Origin of the sequence: Methanofollis fontis (assembly GCF_004297185.1) — an archaeon.
GTDB classification, from domain to species: domain Archaea; phylum Halobacteriota; class Methanomicrobia; order Methanomicrobiales; family Methanofollaceae; genus Methanofollis; species Methanofollis fontis.
The window spans coordinates 378,916-403,542 of sequence record NZ_PGCL01000003.1 but is presented as its reverse complement, the minus strand read 5'-3'; the positions used below and the strand labels follow the sequence as shown (position 1 = coordinate 403,542).

General features: G+C 58.2%; 21 protein-coding genes and 1 tRNA gene. 15 read left to right on the top strand and 7 right to left on the bottom strand.

Features of this window, described 5'->3' with window-relative positions:
- The first annotated feature begins 67 nt into the window (after window positions 1–67).
- Window positions 68–1,240, top strand: coding sequence for an MFS transporter (locus CUJ86_RS08870; RefSeq protein WP_130647205.1), 1,173 nt, complete (start codon window positions 68–70; stop codon window positions 1,238–1,240).
- 91 nt (window positions 1,241–1,331) lie between these two features.
- Here the strand turns inward: CUJ86_RS08870 and CUJ86_RS08865 are convergent, their stop codons facing one another.
- From CUJ86_RS08865 to iorA, 5 genes are read right to left on the bottom strand one after another with little or no spacing between them, the layout of a single operon-like run.
- A complete protein-coding gene (locus CUJ86_RS08865) occupies window positions 1,332–1,862 on the bottom strand; it encodes a flavodoxin domain-containing protein (protein ID WP_130647204.1) in 531 nt (176 codons plus the stop codon).
- A complete protein-coding gene (locus tag CUJ86_RS08860) occupies window positions 1,855–2,784 on the bottom strand; it encodes a DUF2156 domain-containing protein (protein WP_130647203.1) in 930 nt (309 codons plus the stop codon). The genes CUJ86_RS08865 and CUJ86_RS08860 overlap by 8 nt, the downstream gene beginning before the upstream one ends.
- Complete coding sequence (locus tag CUJ86_RS08855) at window positions 2,768–3,202, bottom strand: GNAT family N-acetyltransferase (RefSeq protein WP_130647202.1); 435 nt, start codon at window positions 3,200–3,202, stop codon at window positions 2,768–2,770. Before CUJ86_RS08855 ends, CUJ86_RS08860 begins: the two co-directional genes overlap by 17 nt.
- Before the next feature lie 40 nt (window positions 3,203–3,242).
- Window positions 3,243–3,827 (bottom strand): indolepyruvate oxidoreductase subunit beta, encoded by a 585-nt coding sequence (locus CUJ86_RS08850; RefSeq protein WP_130647201.1) that lies wholly within the window; start codon window positions 3,825–3,827, stop codon window positions 3,243–3,245.
- Window positions 3,824–5,596 carry an indolepyruvate ferredoxin oxidoreductase subunit alpha gene (iorA, locus tag CUJ86_RS08845; protein WP_130647367.1) on the bottom strand — a complete coding sequence of 591 codons (1,773 nt, stop codon included), beginning with the start codon at window positions 5,594–5,596 and terminating at the stop codon, window positions 3,824–3,826. Before iorA ends, CUJ86_RS08850 begins: the two co-directional genes overlap by 4 nt.
- A gap of 126 nt (window positions 5,597–5,722) precedes the next feature.
- Between iorA and CUJ86_RS08840 the strand changes: the two genes are divergently transcribed.
- Window positions 5,723–5,795 (top strand) — tRNA-Ile (locus tag CUJ86_RS08840).
- Window positions 5,796–6,014: 219 nt separating this feature from the next.
- Here the strand turns inward: CUJ86_RS08840 and serS are convergent.
- Window positions 6,015–7,292 (bottom strand): serine--tRNA ligase, encoded by a 1,278-nt coding sequence (gene serS / locus CUJ86_RS08835; RefSeq protein ID WP_130647200.1) that lies wholly within the window; start codon window positions 7,290–7,292, stop codon window positions 6,015–6,017.
- Window positions 7,293–7,487: 195 nt separating this feature from the next.
- On the opposite strand from serS, the gene CUJ86_RS08830 reads away from it, so the two are divergent.
- The 12 genes from CUJ86_RS08830 (at window position 7,488) to speD (ending at window position 22,057) form a co-directional block, all read left to right on the top strand.
- Window positions 7,488–7,670, top strand: a complete 183-nt coding sequence (locus CUJ86_RS08830; protein WP_130647199.1) for a hypothetical protein — start codon at window positions 7,488–7,490, stop codon at window positions 7,668–7,670.
- A 313-nt stretch (window positions 7,671–7,983) separates the two neighbouring features.
- Window positions 7,984–9,741 carry a sensor histidine kinase gene (locus tag CUJ86_RS08825; protein WP_165394846.1) on the top strand — a complete coding sequence of 586 codons (1,758 nt, stop codon included), beginning with the start codon at window positions 7,984–7,986 and terminating at the stop codon, window positions 9,739–9,741.
- Complete coding sequence (locus tag CUJ86_RS08820) at window positions 9,738–12,248, top strand: response regulator (RefSeq protein ID WP_130647197.1); 2,511 nt, start codon at window positions 9,738–9,740, stop codon at window positions 12,246–12,248. Before CUJ86_RS08825 ends, CUJ86_RS08820 begins: the two co-directional genes overlap by 4 nt.
- On the top strand, window positions 12,245–13,270 hold the full coding sequence (locus tag CUJ86_RS08815; RefSeq protein ID WP_130647196.1) for a response regulator: 1,026 nt from the start codon (window positions 12,245–12,247) through the stop codon (window positions 13,268–13,270). The genes CUJ86_RS08820 and CUJ86_RS08815 overlap by 4 nt, the downstream gene beginning before the upstream one ends.
- A 2-nt stretch (window positions 13,271–13,272) precedes the next feature.
- Window positions 13,273–13,983 carry a response regulator gene (locus tag CUJ86_RS08810; protein ID WP_165394845.1) on the top strand — a complete coding sequence of 237 codons (711 nt, stop codon included), beginning with the start codon at window positions 13,273–13,275 and terminating at the stop codon, window positions 13,981–13,983.
- A gap of 107 nt (window positions 13,984–14,090) precedes the next feature.
- Window positions 14,091–16,325 (top strand): efflux RND transporter permease subunit, encoded by a 2,235-nt coding sequence (locus CUJ86_RS08805; RefSeq protein WP_130647194.1) that lies wholly within the window; start codon window positions 14,091–14,093, stop codon window positions 16,323–16,325.
- Window positions 16,326–16,482: 157 nt separating this feature from the next.
- Window positions 16,483–16,905 carry a HAMP domain-containing protein gene (locus tag CUJ86_RS08800; protein WP_130647193.1) on the top strand — a complete coding sequence of 141 codons (423 nt, stop codon included), beginning with the start codon at window positions 16,483–16,485 and terminating at the stop codon, window positions 16,903–16,905.
- A gap of 12 nt (window positions 16,906–16,917) precedes the next feature.
- Complete coding sequence (locus CUJ86_RS08795) at window positions 16,918–17,142, top strand: hypothetical protein (RefSeq protein WP_130647192.1); 225 nt, start codon at window positions 16,918–16,920, stop codon at window positions 17,140–17,142.
- Between the two features lie 6 nt (window positions 17,143–17,148).
- A complete protein-coding gene (locus CUJ86_RS08790) occupies window positions 17,149–17,502 on the top strand; it encodes a roadblock/LC7 domain-containing protein (RefSeq protein ID WP_130647191.1) in 354 nt (117 codons plus the stop codon).
- On the top strand, window positions 17,499–18,203 hold the full coding sequence (locus CUJ86_RS08785) for a hypothetical protein (protein ID WP_130647190.1): 705 nt from the start codon (window positions 17,499–17,501) through the stop codon (window positions 18,201–18,203). Before CUJ86_RS08790 ends, CUJ86_RS08785 begins: the two co-directional genes overlap by 4 nt.
- Before the next feature lie 32 nt (window positions 18,204–18,235).
- Complete coding sequence (locus tag CUJ86_RS08780) at window positions 18,236–21,067, top strand: M1 family metallopeptidase (protein ID WP_130647189.1); 2,832 nt, start codon at window positions 18,236–18,238, stop codon at window positions 21,065–21,067.
- Window positions 21,068–21,613: 546 nt separating this feature from the next.
- Complete coding sequence (gene speD, locus CUJ86_RS08775) at window positions 21,614–22,057, top strand: S-adenosylmethionine decarboxylase (RefSeq protein WP_130647188.1); 444 nt, start codon at window positions 21,614–21,616, stop codon at window positions 22,055–22,057.
- 360 nt (window positions 22,058–22,417) lie between these two features.
- On the opposite strand, the gene CUJ86_RS08770 is transcribed toward speD, so the two are convergent.
- The gene (locus tag CUJ86_RS08770; RefSeq protein ID WP_165394844.1) at window positions 22,418–23,830 is read right to left on the bottom strand and encodes an aldehyde dehydrogenase family protein; all 1,413 of its coding nucleotides are present in this window, start codon (window positions 23,828–23,830) and stop codon (window positions 22,418–22,420) included.
- A 60-nt stretch (window positions 23,831–23,890) separates the two neighbouring features.
- Here CUJ86_RS08770 and CUJ86_RS08765 point away from each other — a divergent pair, with 60 nt between their 5' ends.
- Entirely contained in the window at window positions 23,891–24,592 is a 702-nt protein-coding gene (locus CUJ86_RS08765) for a ribonuclease III family protein (protein WP_130647186.1), read from the top strand.
- Window positions 24,593–24,627 lie beyond the last annotated feature (35 nt).

Below are 24,627 nucleotides of genomic sequence, written 5' to 3'. Positions count from 1 at the left end.
CTCGTTTCAGCTCCTTTTTCCGGTCGTCCCCGCTGATCCGCATCAGCAGATCGAATCGGGGGTAGTCATGGACACAAACAGGCAGCTCTTTCTCATCCTCTTCGTCTCGGTGTTTGCGGCGATGCTCGGTCTCGGGATCGTCGCCCCGCTCCTGCCGATCTATGCCGGAAATCTCGGGGCGACCGGTCTCTGGGTGGGGGTGATCTTCTCCGCCTTCGCCTTCTCGCGGGCGGTGTTCATGCCGATTGTCGGAAGTCTCTCCGACCGGCACGGCAGAAAAAAGTTCATCGCTGCCGGTCTCCTCGCCTACACCATCCTTTCGTTCGGCTACATCACCGCAGGCGATGTTCTGAGCCTCACGGTTGTCCGACTCCTCCATGGCGCCGCCTCTGCCATGGTCGTCCCGATCGCCATGGCCTATGTGGGGGAGATGGCGCAGGACGGCAGGGAGGGCGGGCTGATGGGCCGTTTCCAGGTCTCCCTCTTTCTCGGGATGGGGTCGGGCCCCTTCATTGGCGGGGTGCTCAACGACACCTTCGGTTTCAGTTCGGCCTTTATCGTGATGGCGGTGCTCACGGCATTCGCCTTTGTGATCATCCTGCTCTTTCTCCCGGAAAAATCGGTTTCTCAGGCAGAACCGTCTGGAACCGGGCGGGGGTCAATCCGATCCCTTCTCGGCATTCCTGTCGTCGCCGGCCTGCTCGCATTCACCCTCTTCAACGCCATCGGCCGGGGTGGACTGATGGTGTTTCTGCCGCTTTACGGCCCCATCCATGAGATCACCCCGTCGGAGACCGGGATCCTGCTCACCGTGAATATATTTCTGATCGCCCTTCTCCAGACGCCTTTTGGCGATATTGCCGATCGGCGGGAGAAAATCCTGCTCATTGTCATCGGTTCGGCGGTGTCGTCGGCGGCACTGGTGGCCCTGCCGTTTTCTGCATCATTTCTGGTGCTTCTGGCCCTCTCGGCCCTGATCGGCATCGGCAGCGCTCTCCAGCAACCGGCGATCATGGCGATGGTCGTGGTCGCCGGCAGGGAGCATGGCATGGGTACGGCGATGGGGGCCTACAACACGGCGATGTCTGCCGGGATGATCATCGCCCCCATTGTCGGCGGTCTGATCATGGACCTCGTCTCCATCGAATGGGTGTTTTATCTCGGAGGGCTGGTCGGATTCGGGGGCACCCTGTTATGTGCGGTGATACTCCGCCTGTGGTTCTCCGCACCCGCCTCCTGAAAATACGAAAAAATGCTCTGGGATAGGGGGGCGGTCACCACCGGATAGCATCGGTCGTCTAAAAATATGAAAAGAGAGTTCCGCTGCTGGCCTAATCCTCTGGTTCGAGGGTGAAGAGGATCGACGGCAATGCCCGTGTCCAGTTCCCGATCATCGTCCAGTCCCGTGCATCCCCGGGCACCGCCCCGGCCATCTTCATAATCTGGAGGTCGGCCTGAGACATGGTGTCAGGATCGAATTTTCCGGCAAATAAGCCTTCGGCCTGTGGCTGAACATACATCGTGACCTCGCTCATCGATGCCCTGGCCGATTTTCTGATCACATCGCTCTCCTCCTTCATCGAGTAACCGACCGCAAATATGGCGAGTGGACGGATCTTCAGATCGTTTCTGAAAAGTTTGATAAAATCGACGGCCTCAACGAGCCATTTCCCCATATATATCGGGCTGCCTGCGACAACTGCTGCATACGGGCCGATGTCCCGGACGTCCATGACATTCATGCAGTCGATTGCGAAGCCCTGCTCCTCAAGAATGCGGGCCATCGATTCCGCGATCTCCTGTGTTGAGCCATATCTGCTTGCATAGGCTATGAGAATCTTCTCTTTTGTATTTTCAGCCATTTTGTTTCCTCCCTCTCTGTCGGTTCAGCAGTTCATCTTTTTTTGCAATATATACTTTTGCCATATGGTGGGGGTGGTAGCGGAGTTTGGCCTCACGCAGACCGGGCACGCCCACATCTGATTCACGGTTGATATAGATATATTGTGCAGAAAGGCGGTGGGCCGCTTCCTGATTGACGGCCTTATAGACCCCTTCGCAGTCGGGCAGGCCCTTCTCAAAATGCACAAGGGCGGTGTCGGTATTGAGGGCGTCATAGATGCTGATCCCCCTGATCGTTTCCCCTGCACGGATAAGGAGGCCGGAAAGGTTGAGGTCCTCGAAATGGTTCATGGCGTAGATGACGGCCTCCTTCTCCCGGGCCAGCACCGGCGATTCGTCGCAATGCCGCCACTCGCACCATTTCTCGAGAAACTCCCTGACCTCGCCGAGGTTGCCATTGTCCATCGCCTCAACTGCAGGATCGCATTCGCGCCTGAAGCGGTTGAGGTGTTTTCTGATGGTCAGGAAGTGTTTTCCCGGCAGTTCCTCGAGTTCTGAGGCGAGGTAGACATAATCGGCGAAGTCCCTGTCGGAGACGAACCTGAGTCCCGGATAGAGGGAGCGAATCCATGCCAGGGTGGCCTCATCGAAGACATAGTAGGGGGCGTCGCACCCCTCCCTGGCGGCGAGATCGAGTACTTCCTCGAGTGCGTCGGGGCTGCGGGGCCCGATCGGTCCCCTGAAGGTCCTGTTGTTTTCGATGGTGCTCATGATCACAACACCGCCGTCTGTCTCCGCCCACTCGTAGTGTGCATAGTGGTTCCAGCACATCATCGTCGTGAAACTCATATCAGAATGCTGCTGGGGGTATTGTGCAAAGAGGTCCAGAAAAAAATCGCGATCTTCAAGGGTGACCGGCGAAAAATCATCTATTTTCAGCATCTGCTTCTCCAAAAAGCATTGGTATGTGCCCTTCCATGACGGAAAAGCCACTGCGTTCATAAAACGTCACCGTCCCGGGCTGGGCGATGAGCCCGATCCAGGACAGTCCGGATTCCCGGCAGTGTTCGACGAGCGCACGGAGTATGGCGCCGCCGATCCCGGAACCCCGATATTCGGGGAGGACAACGATGTCCTGCAGGTAGGCGTCAGAGCAGCCGTCGGAGATCGCCCGCCCCATCCCGACGGCCTGATCGCCGTCCACGGCCACGACAAAGCAGAAACTGCCGCTGATGAGGGGTGCAATTCCTTCGGGCGTCCACTCATCCCGCCACCACCCGCCTGCCCGGTAGAGGGCGACGATCTCCTCTGCAGGCCATGCAGAGACGATCTTCAGGATGATGCCGGAATCCGCCTTCATGCGATATCTCCCACTGCCGTTCCGTATCGGAGGTCCCGGATTATTCGAAGGCTGCAGCCGCCCGCCCGAGGTCGAAGGCCTTCAGGTTCAGCTCCTGCGTCTTCTTCGGGACCGAGCGCGCCACCGCATCCCTGAGCAATTGTTCGCCGAGCGGGAGGTGGCGGGAGGCGGCGCCGAGCATTACCACATTCCCGACAATCGGGTTTCCCGCCTCGGCGGCGAGTGCCTCGGCATCGATCACGGTGATCCTGTAACCGTCGAGGGCGGCGATGAGGTCCTCTCTTGACGGCATCTGGAGTCTGGCGGTGAAGACCGATGTGGGGACAACGGTCCGGTCGTTCACGATGATCTGCCCGTCGGGTTTGAGGTAATGGCGGTAGCGGACCGCCTCCAGCAGGTCGAGGGCGATCATCAGGTCGGCACCGCCTGCCGGGATCAGGGGGCCATGGCGCCCGCCGATCCTGACATGACTCTCGACCGATCCGCCTCGCTGGGCCATGCCGTGGGTCTCCACGCCCCGCACCGGCATCTCTCCGGCAAGACATGCGTTGCCGAGGATGTTCGAGGCGAGGATCGTTCCCTGACCGCCGATCCCGACAATCAGTACGTCATAACTGTCACTCATTTGCGTCCCTCCTTCCTTATGGCGCCGGCAGGGCAGATGGCCGCGCAGACCCCGCACCCACTGCAGAGGTCGTTGATCTCTGCCTTTTCGTCCCCGTCCTTGCCGATCGCCGGGCACCCGAAGCGCAGGCAGGCGCCGCAGGCGGTGCAGAGATCGGCGTCCACGACATAGCGGCCGCGCCTGACCCCGGACCGGCGGGAGGTGATGACGCAGGCCTGTTTTGCGATGATCACCTTTGTCCCGCTACGGTCCCGGGCGGTCTTCAATGTCTCCATCGTGCCCTGGAGGTCGTAGGGATCGACCGTCTCGACAAAAGAGGCGCCACAGGCCCGGCAGAGCGCTTCAAGGGATATCGGGACGCTCGGTTCGCCCATCGCCGTCTTTCCGGTGCAGGGGTTGGGCTGGTGACCGGTCATCGCCGTGATCCGGTTGTCGAGGACGACCAGCGTCATATCGGCGTCATTATAGACGGCGTTCAGGAGGCCCTGGACGCCGGTGTGAAGGAAGGTGGAGTCCCCGATTGTGGCGACGACCGGACGCTTTTCGCCCGAGTGGGCGATGCCGCTTCCCACGGTCACCGACGCCCCCATGCAGATGGTGGTGTCCACCGTGCCGAGCTGGAGGCCGAGGGTGTAGCACCCGATGTCCGAGGGGAAGATGCCGTCAGGGAAGACCCGTTTGATGGCATAGAACATTGCCCGGTGAGCGCATCCCGCACAGAGGATCGGCGGTCTCGGCGGGAGACCTTCGGCCGGGGCGGGGGCGCTGAAGGGGGAGGAGGAGAGGATTTTGGCCCGCACCATCGCCTCTGCAGCGGCGGCGGGGGAGAGTTCCCCTTCCTTCGGGACGGCACCATTCATCTGGCCGTGGACTTCCACCCCGCAGGAGAGCTGGCGGAGTCGCTCCTCGACAATCGGCGCCCCTTCCTCGAGCACCAGCACGAGACGGTGCTGCTGAACAAACTCCTCCATCCACTCGGAATCGATCGGGAAACAGCCGATCTTCATCAGGGAGACATCGGGGGGGAGCACCTCAGTGGCATAGGCGGCGGCGATGCCGCTTGCAACAACGGCCATTTCGCCCCGCACCTCGGCGGTGTTGTAGCCGAGGTCCATCACGGCCTTCCTGACCATGGGCTGCTTTTCATTCAGGATCCTGTGGAGGACGCGGGTGTGGGCCGGGATGACCACATACTGTCGGGGATCCTTTTCAAAGGCGCCGATGCGGTGGTCGTCTGCGATCTTCCCGAGTTCGACATCCCCCTTCGAGTGGCAGATGCGTGTGGTGGGCCGGAAGATCACCGGCAGACCGGTCTGCTCGGAGAGGCTGAAGGCGTCCTTCATCATGTCATGCGCCTCCTGAACAGAGGAGGGGTTCATGCAGGGGATCTTGGCGAAATGGGCGTAGCGCCGGGTGTCCTGCTCGTTCTGTGAGGAGTGGGCGAAGGGATCGTCTGCCGAGAGGATCACGAACCCGCCCTTCACGCCCGTATAGGCGCTCGTCATCAGGGGATCGGCGGCCACGTTGAGGCCCACATGCTTCATCGTCACGAGAGAGCGCTGTCCGCACCATGATGCGGCAAGGGCGTTCTCGAACGCCACCTTCTCGTTCACAGACCACTCGATATAGAAATCCCGGTCTTTCTGTGCCCGAAGGGTGTCGATCACCTCGGATGAGGGCGTTCCTGGATATCCGGTCGCACAATCGATGCCTGCCTCACAGCAGGCATGTGCGATGGCTTCATTGCCAAGGAGATATTGTTTCACCATATCGAACCGTCCCATTGGTATTGCTCCGGCGCCTTCTTTAAGGATGTTGTCCCGGGGCCAGAGCCAGACCCCTCTCCTGGCGGAACCTTTAAATCAAAGAGGATACAACATTTACAGGCACCAGCAGGGCCCGTAGCATAGTCGGTGGTGCACCCGGCTGATAACCGGGAGGTCGTGCGTTCGAGTCGCACCGGGCCCACTCGTAAACCTTCTTCTGTGACGTTTTCTGCTGTCTGGATTCGTGTGATCCATGATTTTTATTCGTGCTTCTGGAATATTTTGTTTGTGTAGTTGTCTCTTCCCCATGCGCCCTGAATAAAGTCTAAAGGTGCGGGAGTGAGTGTCCGTCTCTGTCCCGCGGGTCAGACCGGAAAAAACCGTCCTGGAAAAAAGATGGGATGAGGATCTGTCTGGATGGTCAGAGTGTCTCCGCCCCGTTCATATAGGGCCTGAGCGCTGCGGGTATCTCCACCGTCCCGTCCTCGAGCTGATAGTTCTCGAGGATCGCCCTGAGGGTCCGTGTCGTGGCGACGGCCGTGCTGTTGAGGGTGTGCACAAACCGCTTGGTTTCGAACTCATGGGGGTCGCGCACCCTGATGTTCAGCCTGACCGCCTGGTATGAGGTGCAGTTCGAGCACGAGACCACCTCGCGGTATGTCTCCTCCCTGGGCATCCAGACCTCGATATCATATTTTTTGGCGGCGACGGTCCCGATATCGCCGGTGCAGATCGAGACGACATGGTAGGGAAGACCGAGCCTTTTGAAGACCTCCTCGGCATTGTCCAGCAGTTCGTCGAGCAGATCCCACGAATCCTCGGGTCTGCAGAAGACGAACTGCTCGATCTTGTTGAACTGGTGGACGCGGAAGAGCCCCTTCGTGTCGATGCCGTGGGCGCCGATCTCGCGCCTGAAGCAGGGGCTGATTCCGGCCATCTTCAGGGGCAGGTCCTTCTCCTCGAAGATCTCGTCGAGGTACATCGCCGCCATCGGGTGCTCGCTGGTGGCGATGAGGTACTCGTCCTCGCCGTCGATCTTGTACATCACGTTCTCAAAGTCTGCAAGGTCGGTCACTCCCTCGTACGCCGATCTGTTCATCATATAGGGCGGCATCACCGGAGTATATCCGCGCTCCATCAGGATGTCGAGGGCAAAGCGCTGGAGGGCGAGGTCCATCAGGGCGAGGCGCCCCTTCAGGGTATAAAACCCGGAACCCGCGATCTTTGTCGCACGCTCAAAATCCGCCCAGCCCTTTTCTGCGGCGAGCGCCCCGTGGTTCTGCAGTTCAAAGGCGGGGACCACTGTTTCGCCCCACCGTTTTGTCTCCACATTCTCGGAGTCGTCTTTTCCGACCGGTACGCTCTCGTGGAGGATGTTCGGGATTCGCATCTGGTGATGCGTTATGGCCGCCTGTATCTCCTGGAGTTCGGCCTCGCCCTCCTTGATCTGGCGCGGCAGGTCGGCGGCCTCCTGGCGGAGGGCAGAGGTGTCCTCACCTGCCTTGCGTGCGGCATTGATCTCACGCCCGATGACATTGCGCCGGTTGCGCAACTGGTTTAAATTCGTCTGGATTTCCCTGCTTTTTACGTCGTTTTCGAGCAGTTCGTCCAGCAATCTCATTTTTTCCAGATCCCCTCTCTTTGTCAGGTCGGCCCTGACGATTTCGGGGTGTGTGCGGAGGAACTTCAGTTCAAGCATATGCAACCCTTTTCTCGTATATGGCGCATTGTGAATAAAACTGATTCACGTTTGTGGTTCCAGCAGGGATCTTCTGCACAGATCCCGTCCTTTTCAGGTAGACGCGGGGATGGGCGGGGTGTCTGTCATGATCGGGTGGCGATGCCCTGATCCACAAAACGAATGGAATATACCCTCCGGGTGAGAGGAGGATCTATGTGTCTTTTGCGGATTGTGGGTGCTCTCCTCTTCCTGCTGCGGTGTGTGGTATCGATCGCCTCCATGGTGATCATGATTGTCGGGCCCTTCCGCATCCTGAGTGTCCTTGTGAGGGTGGTGCCCACCTCCTGTGCCGGACCCGCCGCACCCCTCCTGTTTGTGCTCAAAAAGGTTCTCTGAACGCCGGGATCAGGGGGAGTGATCTCTCCTGCATTTCCCCCTGATCGATATGTGGGTGTATTTTGGCCCCAAATTTTGTTTTAATTAGAACCTGGCAGAAATAAATTGTAATTATTCTCTAAATGCGGGCGATTAAAAAATAATCTATATATGTTATTGAGTAAGTTTTACTCATTGTATTGATTATTTTCCTGTGGGCTCGGGCGAGCAGATGGCGCTGCCTCAGATCCGGTGCGGCAAAAAACTGTCGGCCCTCAGGGCTTCAATACGATCAACTGGAATGCCGATAACAGTGCGGAAGGTGGAGAGTGATATGATCCGGTCGTGGTGGAGGAATACCGGTGTCCTGGGGGCATCCGTTGCGACGTTTATCATCGCCGAGGTCATGCTCTATCTCTTCTCTTCTGAACAGGCACTGCTGATTGCAAACCTCCTGTTCCTCGTCATTGTCCTCCTTTCTGTTCGTTACCCGGAGCATGCAACGGTGCTCTCGGGCATCATCGGTTGTGTCTATCTGTGCCTAGCAGTCGTCCTGATCCCGGTCCCTGATATATCCTCCTATATCTCGTTGATAATGCAGGGGGTTGTCTTTGCCTCGGCGGGCACGGTCATATCCTCTTATATCCTGACGCTTGAGAACAGCGATATCAGGTATCGAGAGATCTTTGATCGCGCCCTCTGCGGCATCTGCATCGCCGACCGGCGATGTATGTATCCTCTCGAGTATAACCGCCCTTTTGCCGCCATCCGTGATGGTGACCCCGATTCCCTCACGCGGGAGATCATCGTTGCACTGCAGGAGGGAGGCGGCATGGATGGCGATGACACTCTCTCGACGATCAACAGGGAGATCGCCGTCGGGGAGCAGAGCGGGAAAATTAAACACCTCCTTGTTTCAACCGCCCCCCTTGCCGGCGAACGGATATTGATCCAGTGCACTGACATCACTTCTCTCAGGGAGACGGAAAAAGATCTGAAATTGAGCCAGGAACGTCTCAGTCTGGCGGTGGAGGGTGCTGGTGTTGAAATATGGGACTGTGACCCCATATCGGGCACCATGGAACTCGGCTCTGACCTGACCTCCCTGAAGGATTGGGGAGATGGAGAGGCCTCCATCCCGATTGCGGCATGGATGGGCCGGATCAACCCGGACGACCGTGAGGTCGTTGAACAGGGTATCAGGGATCACCTGGAGGGGAGGCATCCCGAGATCAGATGCGAGTACAGGCTCAAGAATGGCGACGGCGGATGGCGGTGGATCCAGTCCTCCGGACGGGTGACAGAGTGTTCCGATGACGGAACACCCCTTCGCATCACCGGCATTCATCTGGACTCGACTGAATCGGTGACCATCAGGGGGGCGCTCAGGGCCGCAAACCATAAAAATGCCATCCTTGCCGGTATCAGTCGGCATGATATTCTCAATCAGGTTACCGCCATGCTCGGGTATCTCCACCTTCTTGAGGAGCGGATCGTCGCTGATGCGGTGGGAGGGCAATATCTCAGGAGCCTGAGGGATCTCTGTCTGCTGGTCAATCGTCAGACCGTCGTCTCCGGTGAACTCTACGCAATCGGGTCTGTCGATCCGGTATGGCAGAGCCTTGAGGCGGTTATCATGCGGATACGGGCCTTTCTCTCACTCGATGAGATACACCTCAACGAATTGAGAGGAAATGTGGAAATTTTTGCGGATCCGCTATTGTACAGGGCATTTACAGAGATATTCATGAATTCTGTTCAGCATGGTAGGGGCGCACGGTGCATCGACTGCGCAGTCTCGGTTTCGGGTTCCGTCTGTTCCGTTATCATCACCGATGACGGCACGGGCATCCCTGCAGAGAAAAAGGAACTGATCTTCAAGCGTGGATATGGTGAGGGTGCTGGAATGGGTCTTTTCCTCGCCTCTGAAATCCTTTCTGCAACCGGGATCAGCATCTATGAAAATGGGGAGGCCGGTGCCGGGGCGCGATTTGTCATAACGATCCCGCCGGGCTGTTTCAGGACCATCAGTTGTGCCGGGGTTATTGCCGGAGGTCTCGGTACGACGGATGCAACAGGAGAGGTTCAATGACCCGGGACGAGGGGATACGCCTCCTGCTGGTCGATGACGAACCGGCATTTCTGGATCTCAGCTCAATCTTTCTGGGGCGATCGGGATCGTTTCATGTTGATACGGTTCAGTCGCCCCATAATGCACTTGAGCAGTTATCTTCGAACCATTACGACGCTGTTGTTTCCGATTATCTGATGGCTGAGATGGACGGCATCTCATTTCTCAAGGCGGTTCGGTCCTGCGAACCCGACATCCCGTTTATCATATTCACCGGCAAGGGGCGGGAGGAGATCGTGATCGAAGCCCTCAATTCCGGTGCCGATGCCTATCTCCAGAAGGGGGGGGAGCCCGTACCGCAGTATGCCGAACTGGCCCGGACCGTCCGAACCCTTGTCGACAAGAGGAGGGCGTTCAGGGAGCTCTTCGGCGAACAGGAACGGATGAGGGTGACGCTCAACTCCATGGCAGACGGGATGATCATCACCGACACCGACAGCAGGATCACCCTGATCAATGCCGTGGCGCAAAATATCACTGGATGGTCAGAGGACGAGGCCGACGGCAGGGTTCTGTCTGATGTTATGCCTGTCATCCCGGCAGGAGAAGGGGGGTCAGATATGAAGGGCATAGTCACCTTCGTCTCCCGGAACGGTGATCATTTCGATCTCTCCTATACGGTCACGCCCCTCCGAGGAGTGGATGGGGGTCAGGTCGGGAATGCGGTGGTCTTTCATGACGTTACCGCCGAGAAAAAGGCGAGAAAATATCATAAACTCCTCGCCTCGATCGTAGAATCGACCGACGACGCTGTTCTGGTCATGAACGGCGATGGAATCATTCGCAGCTGGAACCGTGCCGCCGAACGGATCTATGGCTATGCTGCTGCAGAGATCATCGGGAAGCAGGTGTCTGTTCTGCTCCCGTCCGGGCAGAACGATGAACACAATCAGATTTTCTCCCGTCTCCACGCCGGTGAGCAGGTGAAACACTTTGAGACGGGGCGGATCAGAAAGGACGGGCAGATGATCATCGTCTCGGTTACGGTTTCCCCTCTCAGGGATGCAGTGGGGAGAGTCACCGCTTTTTCCTCGATTGAACGCGATGTCACGGCACAGAGGGAGGCTGAAAACGAACTCAGGCTGAGCGAGGAAAAATATCGGATGCTCTTTGACAATGCCAACGACGCCATCGTTCTCAACCAGATCCAGCCCGACGGACGCCCGGGGAGGGTAATCGATGCAAACCCCCGGATGCTGGAGATAATCGGTTGTACCCGCTCCGATCTCTGTCAGAGATCGATCCAGGATATTATTGACCGGAATTTCTGGGAGCAATACCCGGATATGGACGACCCCTCCCTTGCACAACAGGGATGCCGGTTCACCGGATCCATCAGGACGTCAGACGGTTCCCCCCTGCCTGTTGAGATTGGCGCCCATCGTTTTGATATGAAGGGGACGCCGGTCCTCCTCAATATAATCAGAGATATATCAGAACGGATCGCTGCCGAACGGGAACTCCGTATTAAAGAGAGCGCAATGGAATCCTCGCTGATAGGGTCCATGATCCTGGACCCGGACGGGAGGATCACCTATCTCAACGGAGCGGCGGCACAGGCATGGGATTGCAGTGATAAACGGGAATTGCAGGGGGCGCTGTTCGGGAAGCCCTTCATTCCGGACGGGGAGTGGGAACAGGAGATCCTGCCGCAGCTCCGCCGTGGTGGCGTCTGGAGTGGCGAGGCGGCGGCACTCTCCTCCGCCGGTCGGGCGTTCACGATCGATCTCTCTGTTTCAAGCGTTCTGGACGCTCCGGATGTCCCGATCTGTTATGTCGTCTCTTTTGCCGACATCACGTCAAGAAAGCAGAATGAACGCGATCTGGAGGCTTCAATTGAGGAAAAATCCATTCTTCTCACCGAGATCCATCACCGGGTGAAGAACAACCTCCAGATCATCTCCGGTATGATCCGTCTTCAGATCAGGGAGATCGTTCAGGAAGAGGCCGCGGCCTCCCTGAGGGAGTGTGAAAACCGGATCATTACCATGGCGCTGGTCCATGAAAGCCTGTATCAGTCCGGCAACCTTGGGGAGATCCGGATGCGTGAGCATATCCGGACACTTGCGGACAATCTTGTGGCCGCGGAGATGTACACATGCCCTCTCCATCTGGAGCTTGATATCGAGGATATCTGCCTGGATCTGGATACTGCCATACCGTGCAGCCTGATCATCAATGAACTCATGACAAATTCCATAAAGCACGCCTTTCTGGACAGTGACGAGGGGAGGATCTGGATATCCATGCACCGGGATCGGCCGAACTGCATCCGTCTTGAGGTGGGCGATGACGGTCCGGGTCTGCCCGGGGGGTTTGATATATCGTCTGCCCGGTCCCTGGGCCTCAGGCTTGTCTACCGTCTTGTCACACAACAACTGGGGGGGGAGATCTCGGTCTCGTCGTGTGACGGCACGACCTATGTGATCCGGCTTCCGGCAATGGATAAGGGAGGGAATGAACGATGAAGGGTTCTAAAATTCTGGTTGTTGAGGATGAGGCGATCGTGGCGATGGCCCTTGAAGATACTCTCATATCCCTTGGCTACACCGTGGCCGGGTCGGTGCGTACCGGTCATGATGCGATTCAAAAGGCCGGGGAGACGCGTCCGGACCTGATCCTGATGGATATCCGGCTTGACGGCGATATGGATGGTGTTGAGGCGGCAGGACGCATTTATGCCCGGTTTTGCATACCGGTCATCTATCTCACGGCACATTCGGACGAAAAAACACTTGAGCGGGCAATGCAGACACAGCCCTATGGCTACCTGATCAAACCCTTCAGGCAGCGGGAGCTCTATGCCGCCATCGAGATGGCGATCCACAAACATCGCATCAGGCAGAAGACCCGTCCTGCTCCGGTTTCTCGGGCTGAAAAAAAACTCGTCGAGGAGGTGAAAGAGGTGAAGGAGTCCGGGGCGACCCCGATCATCCGGGGGATCGATCTTCCCATCTCTGTTGTCTCTCCGGAGTATGCCCTGACCTCATGGAACCGTTCGTTTGAAGGGCTCTGCAGGGCGTTCGGGGCCCCCCTCCCCTCGGCGGGAACCCCGATCTATCGTTATGATCCCCCCGAGGTCTTCGGCACCTCCGGGGAGTACGGGGAGGTCTTCACCAACCGTCAGGGGCGGGTGCGCCGACTCACTGTCGAGAGACGGGGGGTTCCGTTCCATCTTCAAATTTCCCGCCGCCCGGTGATTGAAGATGGGAAGGTGACAGCCGTCGTATCGGTCTACCAGGACATGAGCTACGAGGCCTCTCTGAAATATGCCGTCGTCTCCTGTTCGCAATCTCTGGAAGGGCTGGTAGACACACTTTCATCGCTCAGTGATGAAAATGCATCTGTTGGAATGCCGAACTCTGCCATACTGGATAGGTACATTGAGGATGTGATCTGCGCCGTCTCGCGTCTGGACATCGAACGGATGGGTATTGGCCAGATCGATACCGCCGGAGCGGTATGGGAGCAGAAAATGGAGGAGGGATGAACGTGGCCGGTGAACGAATTCTGGTTGTTGAGGATGAGGCGATCGTGGCGATGGAGCTGGAGGCGGTGCTCCGGGGCTGTGGATATGAGGTGATGGGGCCGGTCGGGCGCGGCAACGACGCCGTCCGTATCGTTCACGACTCCTGGCCCGACCTCATCCTGATGGACATCCGCCTGAAGGGGCCGATGGACGGTACTGAGGCCGCCCGGCGGATTCTGGCCATCCATGACATCCCGATCCTGTTTCTTTCGGCCTTTTCTGACGAGGTCACCCTTGAACGTGCAACGGATACGCATTCGTACGGCTACCTCACAAAACCCTTCAACGAACGGGTGCTCTGTGCAAATATCGCCCTTGCCCTCCGTCGCCACCGCATGCGGATGAAGCGCGAGATCGGGGTGCGTATCCTCCGCTCTGCGATGAGTTTGATGCCGGATGCGGTGATTGCTGCTGATGGTTCTGGCCAGATCGTTGCGGTCAACGAGGCGATGACCGAAATGACGGGTTGGCGCCATGCAGATCTTGCAGGGCAATCCCTTGCTGCCATCATACCCGAACATGCGTCAGGTAATGCGACGGTCTCTCTCCTCACGTCCGACAGATGCGAGATCCCGGTGGGCCTGAAAGCAGCCCCGACGATGGATGATGGGTTGACGGACGAAGATGTGCATCTCATTGTGATCCGGGCGGTCCGGCCCATGCATCCGTCCTGATGGCGGGGTTCGCTCGCCATGCCCGGCCGACTTGTGTTGTCGTCGTCGCAACACTTCTTTTATACTGCCTGCCGCGCAACCTCTGATCCACGTATGGAGGATCTGCAGTGAACTCGCCGTTTCGTGCGATCGCCGATGCGATCGTCGCCCGCCCTGCCACGGTTGCCGCCATTTTCATCGCCCTGCTGCTCGTCAGTCTTTATGGGATGAGCATGGTCACCATGGAGACGGGGTCCGACACCTACCTCGACAAATCAACAACCCGGGGCATGCTCTATGACAAATATTCAGACACCTTCAATTCGGACGCCATCATGCTCATCGTCGAGACCGACGATGTCCTCAACCCGGATGTGCTCGCATATCTCGGCCGCCTGGAGGATGATATCGGAAACGAACGCTATGTTGCCTCCACCTCCAGCATCACCGACCAGATCCGGGCGGTGAACGGCGGCCTGATGCCGACCTCGTACGGGGAGGTTCAGCAGATCCTTGCGGCTGTGCCGCCTGATCTCCTTGAGCGGTATGTGCCGTCGAATATGATGACGATCGGCATCGTCAGGCTGGACCCCGGCACGACACCGGAGCAGCGCGAGAGCATCCTTGAATCGATCAACTCCATCGTGACGATATCCGACCCCCCACCCGGTGTTGAGGTGACGGTCAGCGGTGATGCGGCCTTCAACCAGCAGATGCAGCAGGAGATGGGATCGTCGATGGGCGTACTCATCGGGGCGGCGATGCTCATGATGATCCTCGCCGTCAGCCTCCTCTTCTCCCATGTGAGGTACCGCCTGCTCCCGGTGTTCATCGTTGCAATGGGCCTGATCCTCACCTTTGGCATGATGGGGCTGACCGGCATCCCTATCACGATGACGGTGATCGGTGCGTTTCCGGTGCTCATCGGCATCGGTATTGACTATGCCATCCAGTTCCACTCCCGCTTTGAGGAAGAGATGCGCCGTTCCGACATCCGGCAATCGGTGTTCACGACCGTCACAAAGGCAGGGCCGTCGGTGCTGTATGCGATGCTCTCAACCTCGATGGGCTTTATTGCGATGTGGATCTCGCCCGTTCCGATGATCGTCGGTTTCGGGGTCGTCTGTGTTATCGGTGTGCTGATGTGTTACCTCTCCGCCCTGATCATCGTCCCGACCTTCGGGGTGCTGATCCGGTACCGGCCGAAAAAGGAGGAGACCGCATCGTCTTCCGGTGCGATCGAGTCCTACAACCAGTTCCTCGGCAGTCTTGCGGTGAAGATCGCAAGGAACCCGGTGCCCATTCTCCTCGTGCTTGCCCTCGTGGCCGTCGTCGGCATCCAGATGGACAGCGAGGTGCCCATTTCCACCGATGAACAGACGTTTGTTCCCTCTGATATGCCTGCCGTCGTCGATCTCAAGAAGGTGACCCGGACGATGGGTTCGACCTCGACGCTGCCTGTCTATGTGCGCGGCGACGATGTGGCCTCCCTCGACGCCATTCAATGGATTTATGACTTCGGGGAGTACGAGATGACCCATAATGACAAGGTGACCGGTGTCGAGAGCATCGCCACCGTTGTGCTCCAGTATTCGGGCGGCAGCATGCCTGCAAGCGATGCGGCCCTCAGAGAGGTGCTTGCATCAATACCGGACCAGACCCGCGATCAGTATCTCTCCGGGAATATGGAGGCGGTGCTCCAGTTCTCCCTGATCGATCTCGAGATGGAGCAGCAAAAGAGCCTTGTCGATGAGGTGCAGGGAGATCTCCTCTGGAATCCCCCGCCGCCGGGCATTGTGGCGGATACCACCGGTGACGTCGATCTCTTCACCTATCTGATGGATCAGATTGCCAGGGGCAAGACCCAGATGACGCTCCTCGGGTTCGGGCTCATTCTCGCCTTCCTCTTCCTGGTGTACCGGCGGATTGGAAAGGCTGCATCGCCGCTCATCCCCATCATGATGATCGTCGGCTGGAACGGGCTGATCATGTACGTCCTGGGTATCGACTACACTCCGCTCACCGCCACCCTGGGTTCCATGACCATCGGTGTGGCATCCGAGTACACGATCCTGATCATGGAGCGGTGCTATGAGGAACTGGAGCGGGGGGCCGACATCTTTGATGCCATCGGGCAGAGTGTGTCGCATATTGGAACGGCGATCACCGTCTCGGGTATGACGACGGTCTTTGGTTTCTCGGCACTGACACTCTCCACATTCAATATCATCAAGAACTTCGGGACGGTGACAGTGATCACCGTCGGCTTCTCGCTGATCGGTGCGATACTGGTGATGCCGGCAGTGCTCTCGCTGATGGCCAGACGGTCGGAACCATCCGAAAATTCGGCTGGTGCGGCCTGATCTCTCCCATCCCCTGCCATTTTTTAATCTGTTTTCGTCAATGTCCGATCAAATTCTCCAGTATCGCCAAAAATATTATTAATTTTGTAATTAATTTGTCTTGGCTGGATAAATTAAAAAAGCAACATTTATATCTGGAATGTGCAAATGATCTGCCATGGATGGAATGATCAGGAGCGGGATAGGAGGGGGCACCCTGACTCTCCAGATCCCGATCTTTTACAAACTCTTTGTGAGCATGCTCTTTGTGGCGGTGATCCCCATCGTACTCATCGGCATCATGGCTGCCGGGGATACCGGAGGTATCGTCTCCGCCATCGGTCTCCCGGCAACGATCTTCCTGTTGACACTGACCACACTCTCTATTGTGGTGATGTGGAGCTTTTTCCTTGCGAGCAGCATCACAAGCCCCATCACCCGCCTTTCGGAGGTGGCCCGTTCAGTCTCCATGGGCGACCTGCGCAACGCCGAGGTCAGTGTAATGACCAACGACGAGATCGGGGATCTTGCATCATCATTCAACAGGATGATCAACTCCTATAAGATCCTGGACGCACTGGCGCGTGAAGACGGGGAGTGAGAAAGGATGCGCATGCCGCTGAACGACAGAGTGATCGCTATCCTCGGGGAGGAGGTCGGCCCGTCTGCCAGGGTCGTCCTCTCACGCTGTTCACGTACCTCCCTTGGAAAGACGCCGGACGATCTGGTGCCAACAGATCTCCCGGTGCTTGCTGATGCCGTCCATGCAGCAGTGAGGGCCACCCTCGGGGAGGGGATCGCTGCACGGATCAGGCAGGGTATTCTTGCCCTCAGGTGAGGCGGCATGCAGGGCTCTTCCATGCTGGCATTTGTGCTGAACAGAATTCTTGCTGCCGGGGCGATCGGGATCAGCGTCACCTCGCCCGGGGGAGAGATCCTGGGTGAGGCCGGATCCCGCGATTGGACCGGCATCGCCCGGCTCATCCCGTCAGCCGCCGGCAGCTGGGGGACGCTTGCCGACTCCCTCGGTGCTGAGAATTTTTCCGGTGCCCTTATCGAGGCAGGGACGCACCTGCTCCTTGCGATGCCCCTCCCGGACGGCGGGACACTTGCCGCTATCCTCGAACCTGATGCAAACACCGGGAGGGTGCGGTATGAGATGAGAAAGAATCTGGATCTGATCACCTCGGTCCTATGAACCCTGCACTACCTGAAGGCACCAGCCTTGGAAGTACGGAGGCTCCGCTTCCCTGGATCTTCTCTCATACTGTTCGATTTCTTGGAAAGGTCGACGTCAGCGTCAAGGATGGGGACGGGTTTATCCTGATCCGTCGGGGCGAGGCGGTGGCCTTCTGTTTCCGATCGGCAGGTATGACGCTGCGCGGAAATGCAGCTCGAGAATATCTTGGTTCACAGGAGGCGGTGACATTCACCCTCCGTAAATATACCGGGGACGAGTTTGCGGCGGCGATCCTCTGGTGTCGTGAAAACGGCGTGCACGTCCACGATGCGCCCCTGGAGCGGTCCCCTGGCATATCCCCTTCTCCACCCGTCCAGGAGGTGAAACCGGCGCGGGCAGACCCTCAATCCCTCGACCCGATCTCGGCACTCTCAGGCGAGGCCGGGGTGTTGATGGTCGGTCGCTGTGCCGGTGACGACCTCACCATCTCTTCTGGATCCCGTCCCGCCGGTCTTTCCTGTCGTGCTGTCATCGACGCCGTCGGCGCGGCGGAAACGCTCGCCGCGCCGGAGAGTGTGGGTGGCTTCATTCTTGAAACATCGGGCGGCATTCTTCTTGCCGTCCCCGGAAAGGACTCGACGCTCTGCATCCTCTTTGAAGGTGCCGTTCCACTCGGCCGCATCCGGACCACACTGCAGAACCTTCGAACAGAACAATAATGGGCCGTCCGGCCCCACCACTGGTGAGGCCGATGACCCGTCTTTTTATCTACTATCCTGAAGATTTTGGCGATCTGCCGGTGGATGTCATCCACATGGACCTCCGTTTTTCGGTCCATGACGAGTATACCGATGTCTCATCGAGGATGCATGTGCGGGTGCGGGATGCCGCCGTCACTCGCCTTGATCTCAATGCGCGTGATCTCGAAATTCAGCGTGCCGAGTGTGAGGAATTTCCTGCCCTGACGGAATATGACCGTGGCCGTCATCTCCTTTCCTTCCTCTTCGAGCGCCCTGTCCCGGGCGGGACAGACCTCCATCTTGTCACCGAGACACGCTGCAGACCTACCGATCACCTGCTTGAGGGTCTGTATTATGATGTCACGCCGCCCGGTGCTCCCCCGACCCAGATCACCCAGTGTCAGCAGTGGGGGTTCCAGCGGATCGTTCCCTGCTTTGACGATATGACAGCAAAATGCACCTATCAGACGACGATCATCGCCGACGGGCGGTATACTGATCTCATCTCCAACGGTGACCCCCTCTCTGAAATACAGCCCGGCAGTGGCGGACGGGCATCGATCACCTATTCAAATCTGAAGACGCCGATGGCCCCCTACCTCTTCTTCCTTGGTGTCGGCACCTATGCCTCCTTCAGGAGGGAGTTTGAGTACCCGGATGGCCGGACCTTCCTCCTCGAACTCCTGGTGCCGCCGGGTTCGGACGCCGGTGTCGTCCAATCGGCACTGGAGGTGCTTGCCGACGGGGTGCTCTGGGTCTATCTCTTCACCGGACCGGAGATGTACCGGGACCGCCCTCGCCGCCGCCGCATCTACGACCTCTGCAGGGAACGTGACCTGGCGAAGGCATCCGGCGACCGGGAAACTACTGATGAACTGCGCCGCAGACTGGCCGGGGAGATCAGGGAGATCACGCCGGGTTATGCCTATACCGGAGCGATATACCGCGAGATCGGGATGCAGAACTCAGACTATGGGGGCATGGAAAATGTCGGCAACACCACGATCACCACGAACCGGATCATGCCCGTCCCGCAGATGACCGACCGCGCCTATGAGTACATGGTGCGGGTGAAGGTGCACGAGTATTATCACAATCTCAATGGCTCTGAAGTAACCGGCAAGAGTCCGTTTGAGCTCTGGCTGAACGAAGCGGTGACCGTTCATGTGGAGGACGCATACTTCGCCTTTCTCTTTGGCGATGCCTATGCCCGCCTCCAGACGGTGATCGATCTCGTCGCTCCGGAGGGGGGGACCTTTGCCCTCGATGCCGGGGCGGCCTCGATGCCGATCGAGCCCGACGGTTTCAATGACCCCAATGAACTGATCACCGGCGTCACCTACGTGAAGGCCCCTGAGTTTGTCAGGATGATCGAGCGGATCATGGGACCGGAGGCGTTTGCCCGTGCCCTTGCGCGGTATCATCACCGGTTCGCCCATGCAAACGCCTCACGGCAGGACTGGCTGGATGCGATGGAGGAGGAGGCCAACCGCAGTTTCGGGCGGATGGCCAATCTCTGGCTGAAACAGACCGGTTTTCCGACGCTACGCCTCTCGAGACGCTATGATCCGGAGATGCGGACCTGCACTCTTATCCTGGATCAGGAAACGCCCCATGATGCTGAAACGTGGGAGTTTCCCCTTGTCATCGCCCTGATGGACCGAAACGGCACGCCCCTGGCAGAGCGAACGCACATTGTCACCGGGCGGCATGAGGAGGTGGTGTTCGAAGGGGTCGACCGTCCCGCATTTGTCTCGGCCAACCGGGGCTACTCGTTCTACGGACGACTGGATGACGATGCTTCTGTAGAAGAACGTTTCATGCAGGTCCGTCTCGATTCCGATGTGATCGGCCGGTTCTGTGCACTCCAGGCGCTTGCCGAACGGGAGATGATCGCCCTGCTCGAGGATCGCTCTGCGGTCCCCTCGGAGGGGTTCTGTGACCTCTGGTATGAGTGCGTATCCGACCCTGCCCTGATGGCTGAGGCGGGTGGACAGTTCCTGACGATCTTCGAGACGGTGAACGATCCCCGATATGCCCATCACTATACCGCCCTTTACGAGGCGCGGAGGCGATTGATACACGGTATTGCAGGGCGGCACCAGGACGGTCTCCTGCATCTCTACACCACCTATGCGGCAGCCCCTCAGGGCCGGAGCCCGGCGGCAATCAAGGCCAGGCAGGTGAAATCCGTCCTCCTCTCCACTCTGGCCGCTCTTGATACCGGCGAGGTGCACACCATTATCAGGGATCAGTTTGAGACGGCGGTCTGCGCCACCGACCGCCTTGTTGCCTTCGCCCTGTATCTGGACTCCTCGGCGCCCGACCGTCTCTCCATGCTTGAGTCGTTTGAGAGGGATTCATGCTCCCATCCGGTCTCATGGGAGTCCTATCTGGCGACCGTCGGCGGCATCAGGGCCCCTGACGCCCTGCACCTGATCCGCCGGGCCGCCGCCTCCCCCACCTTCAGGATCGAGCAGTCCAACGATCAAAGAGCTCTATTCGGCCGGTTTGCGCGGAACCGGGCGATCTCTCTTGAGACGGAAGAGGGGAGGGACTATCTTGCCGATGTGCTCTCTGACCTCGCAACGGTGAACGAGTACAATACCGTCGGTGCCCTGGAGGTCTTCGGAGCCCTTGACCTGATGGAAGATGTGTATCAGGCGCCGCTTGTCGGGGTGCTCCTCCGCATCATGCGTTCTGCCGATCCCGTTCAACAGCCGAGCGTCTATAATACGGTGCGGCGTCTTCTCCATGGCGCACCCCGTGCAGTGGAGAGCTACCGCAGGGAGTGCGGCCCCGCCCCGGAGTGTGCGGAGGTGCCGCCGCCGCCTGCCCCCTGACCCTGAAGATGAACAGTGATGTGCATCGACGTCCACAAAATTCTCATATTATTTTTCATACTGAATTCGACAATTGCCGGTCCGATTCAGAATCGCATCCAATATGGCACGATAGAGGATATTTGGTCCAAAAATTCTTTCTTGATTCTTTTTTTGGCAAATTAAAACAGAATTTGCCAGAATGTGGCAAATAAAACCCGTTCATTTGCTTTTTGGTTCGTCAATCTCGCGCCAAATTCAGATCTGGCCAATTATTGAGCGCAGAACCGATCGGGGGTGTGAGCGTCGCCGATCGAATATGGCGATCCGAAAAGCGGTTTAATCTGGGCTTTGTTGGAATTGTTGGCAATATTGGGGACAATATTGGAAATTGACGCTTAATGGTCAATAATATTCAATTATTGCTTCATATTGCTGTCATTATCCGGAACGCTCCAAGGTATCTCGATAGATATGTTTAAATCCTCAATTCGAGTTGTAATTACATCAATGCCTTCCGGTCCGCTCCGGAGGGGGATCGTGATGAACATGACTGAGACCGAGACTATGCATCAGACTGACCTGCTGAATGTGAACGAGACCATGAACTACTGGGACACCCTTTCCGACGATGAGATCATCAAGAAGTTCAAGGAACAGGGATCCTGGGGTCTGTACACCAGCGTTGACCTGAAGGACTGCGACCCGGCGACGATCAGAGACGCCGACAGGATCAAGCAGTTCATCGTAGAACTCTGCGACCTCATTGACATGAAGAGATTCGGCGAACCGACGGTTGTCCACTTCGGCCCGTGCGAGAAGGTCGCCGGCTACTCCATGATGCAGCTCATCGAGACCTCCCTTGTCTCCGGTCACTTTGCGAACGAGACCAACGGTGCCTACCTCGACATCTTCTCGTGCAAGGAATACGGCCCGAAGGTCATGGCAGAGTTCTGCAAGCGCTTCTTCGGCGCCAGCTCCATGACCACCCATGTGCTCTTCAGGGACTGAAAAGCACCTATTTTTTCCCTCACCACACCTTTGACGGTCGAATTTGCCGAACCGTTTATCCGGGAATAGACGTCTGCCATGCCGGAAACAACCTGAAGTCTGAAAACTGATCAGGCATGGCCGTGACCCGATCGTCGAGCGCTCTGTTTTGCGATAGTGCTCCTGCAGGGCGGCACTCCTGCCGGGGAGATCTCCCGCATCTGTCCCCTCTGCAGTATGATTTCCGAACGGATTGAACACTCCCGTCTGCCTCTGTTCGTCGTGGAGAACGTGGTGGAGGCGGGGCACAATTATCCGGGTTTATGCCGGTATGCCCCTCCGGACCCTCCCCCTCAGCAAACCCGGCAGGGGATTGTTCAGTTAGATCCTGACAAGGATCGAGCGCTCTTCGGTATAACGATCAAGCGCTCCGGGGCCGTTTTCCCTCCCGATGCCGCTCCCCTTCACCCCGCCGAACGGGGCCTCGGGCGGGATCTTCAGGTGCTGGTTCACCCATACGATGCCGGCCTCCAGTTCCCGGCAGCCCTGTTCTGTGCGGGAGAGGCTATTTGTCCAGATTGACGCTCCCAGCCCATAGCGTGTGCTGTTTGCCTCTGTGATCGCCTCGTCAAGGGTTTCGACCTCGACGATCGGGAGCACCGGACCGAAGACCTCTTCGCGGAGGGGGAGGGCATCCGGTGAACACCCGCAGATCACCGTTGGGCGGTAGAACCATCCCCTGTCTCCCTGACGTTCTCCTCCGGCGATAATCTCCGCTTCGCCCTTCATCTCATCGACGATCTGCTCGATATGCGTATATCCGGCGGCATTGGAGAGCGGTCCCATTCGAACCCCCTTTTCCATGCCGTTTCCGACAGTGATCTCCTCTACACGCTGTGCCACCCGTTCCCTGAAGCGTTCGGCGATTTCAGAGAACACATATACCCGTTTCACTGCCGTGCATGTCTGCCCGCAATTATAGAACCGGGCCGCCACCGCACCATTTGCGGCCGCATCAAGGTCGGCATCGTCGCAGACGATCATCGGATCGCTCCCGCCGAGTTCAAGGGTGAGATATTTCATTGTCGGTGCCGCCGCCTCGGCGATGTGCCTGCCGGTGTCGGTCGCACCGGTGAAGGACACTTTCCTGACCCCCGGGTGCGTCACCAGCGCTTCCCCGAGCGACTCTCCCGGTCCGGTCACAATATTGAGGACACCCGGTGGCAGACCGGCGCGGACGAAGAGTTCTCCGATGGCAAGTGTCGTCAGCGGTGTGTTGCTCGCTGGTTTGAGGACGAGCGTGTTTCCGGCCATGAGGGCCGGACCGATCTTCCATCCGGCGATGATCACCGGCATGTTCCAGGGCACGATCGCAGCACACACCCCGATCGGCCGTTTTTCCGTGATGATCCGGCCGTATGCCCCGGTCCGGACGGCGTCGCCGCGGAGTGATGAGGCAAGTCCGGCATAATACTCGAGGATATGGGCAAACCCCCTGATTTCGTCCCGTGCTTCTCGCAGGGGTTTGCCCTGCTCGCTCACCAGCAGTGCCGCAAGCCGTTCTGTCTCTTCCCTGACCAGGGAGGCGGTGCGGGTCAGGCGCCCGGCCCGTTCGAGCACGGGCAGGTCCCCCCATCCCCTGAGTGCATCGGCTGCCGCCTCCACGGCAGCCCCGGCATCGTCCGGTCCACCGAGCGGCACCTGATCGATCTCCTCCCAGGTGGCCGGGTTGACCACGCCGAGCCTTCGACCTGCTGTCGCATCGCTCCATGCGCCTCCGATGAGCATCTTCATAATGCGAACAATCCAACTCTAAAAGGGAAAATATGTTTCCCTGGACCCGGAGACCGCACGATGGAATGGACACGCAAACACGAACTCCTCCGTTTTCTCACCCAGCCCCAGATCGGGATCGCAGACATTGACGATGAGGCGCTGCTCCGCTACGACCGGGCGTTCACCCATCGTTCGTATGCCCATGAGCATCCGCTCGGCCCCCTCCCCCGTCCGGACTATGAACGCCTTGAATTTCTCGGCGACCGGATACTCAACTTCATCGTCGCCGAATACCTTGCCTGCACCTTTTCCTGTTCTGTGGGGGCGCTCTCCAAACGGATGGAGGCGACAAAAAACGAGCATCTCAGCACCATCGTCCCGGGCAGCGGTATCGGGCTTGAAGAACTCATCCTTCTCGGCGGCGGTCAGGCGCTCACGCCCTCGATCATCGCCGATGTATTTGAGGCGTTCATCTGTGCCCTCTATCTCCATGTCGGTCTTGACCGCACACGAGAGATCGTGCTCGGTCTCATCGGAGACGACGTCCTCCATTTTGACCTTGGCGAGAATACAATCGGCAGACTTCAGGAGTGGTTCCAGCAGGAGCGTCTCGGCCTGCCGGACTATCTTCCCCTGATGCGGGAAGGCCCGGACCATGCCCCGACCTTTCTGTGTGCGGTCAGCATACCCGGACGGTTCTCGGCGATCGGGAGCGGCCGAAGCAAGGCCGCCGCAAAACGGGAGGCGGCAGGGATCGCCCTTGAATTGCTGGGATTCTGACCTGAAATCAACATAGATGTGGCCGGCCCTGAAAT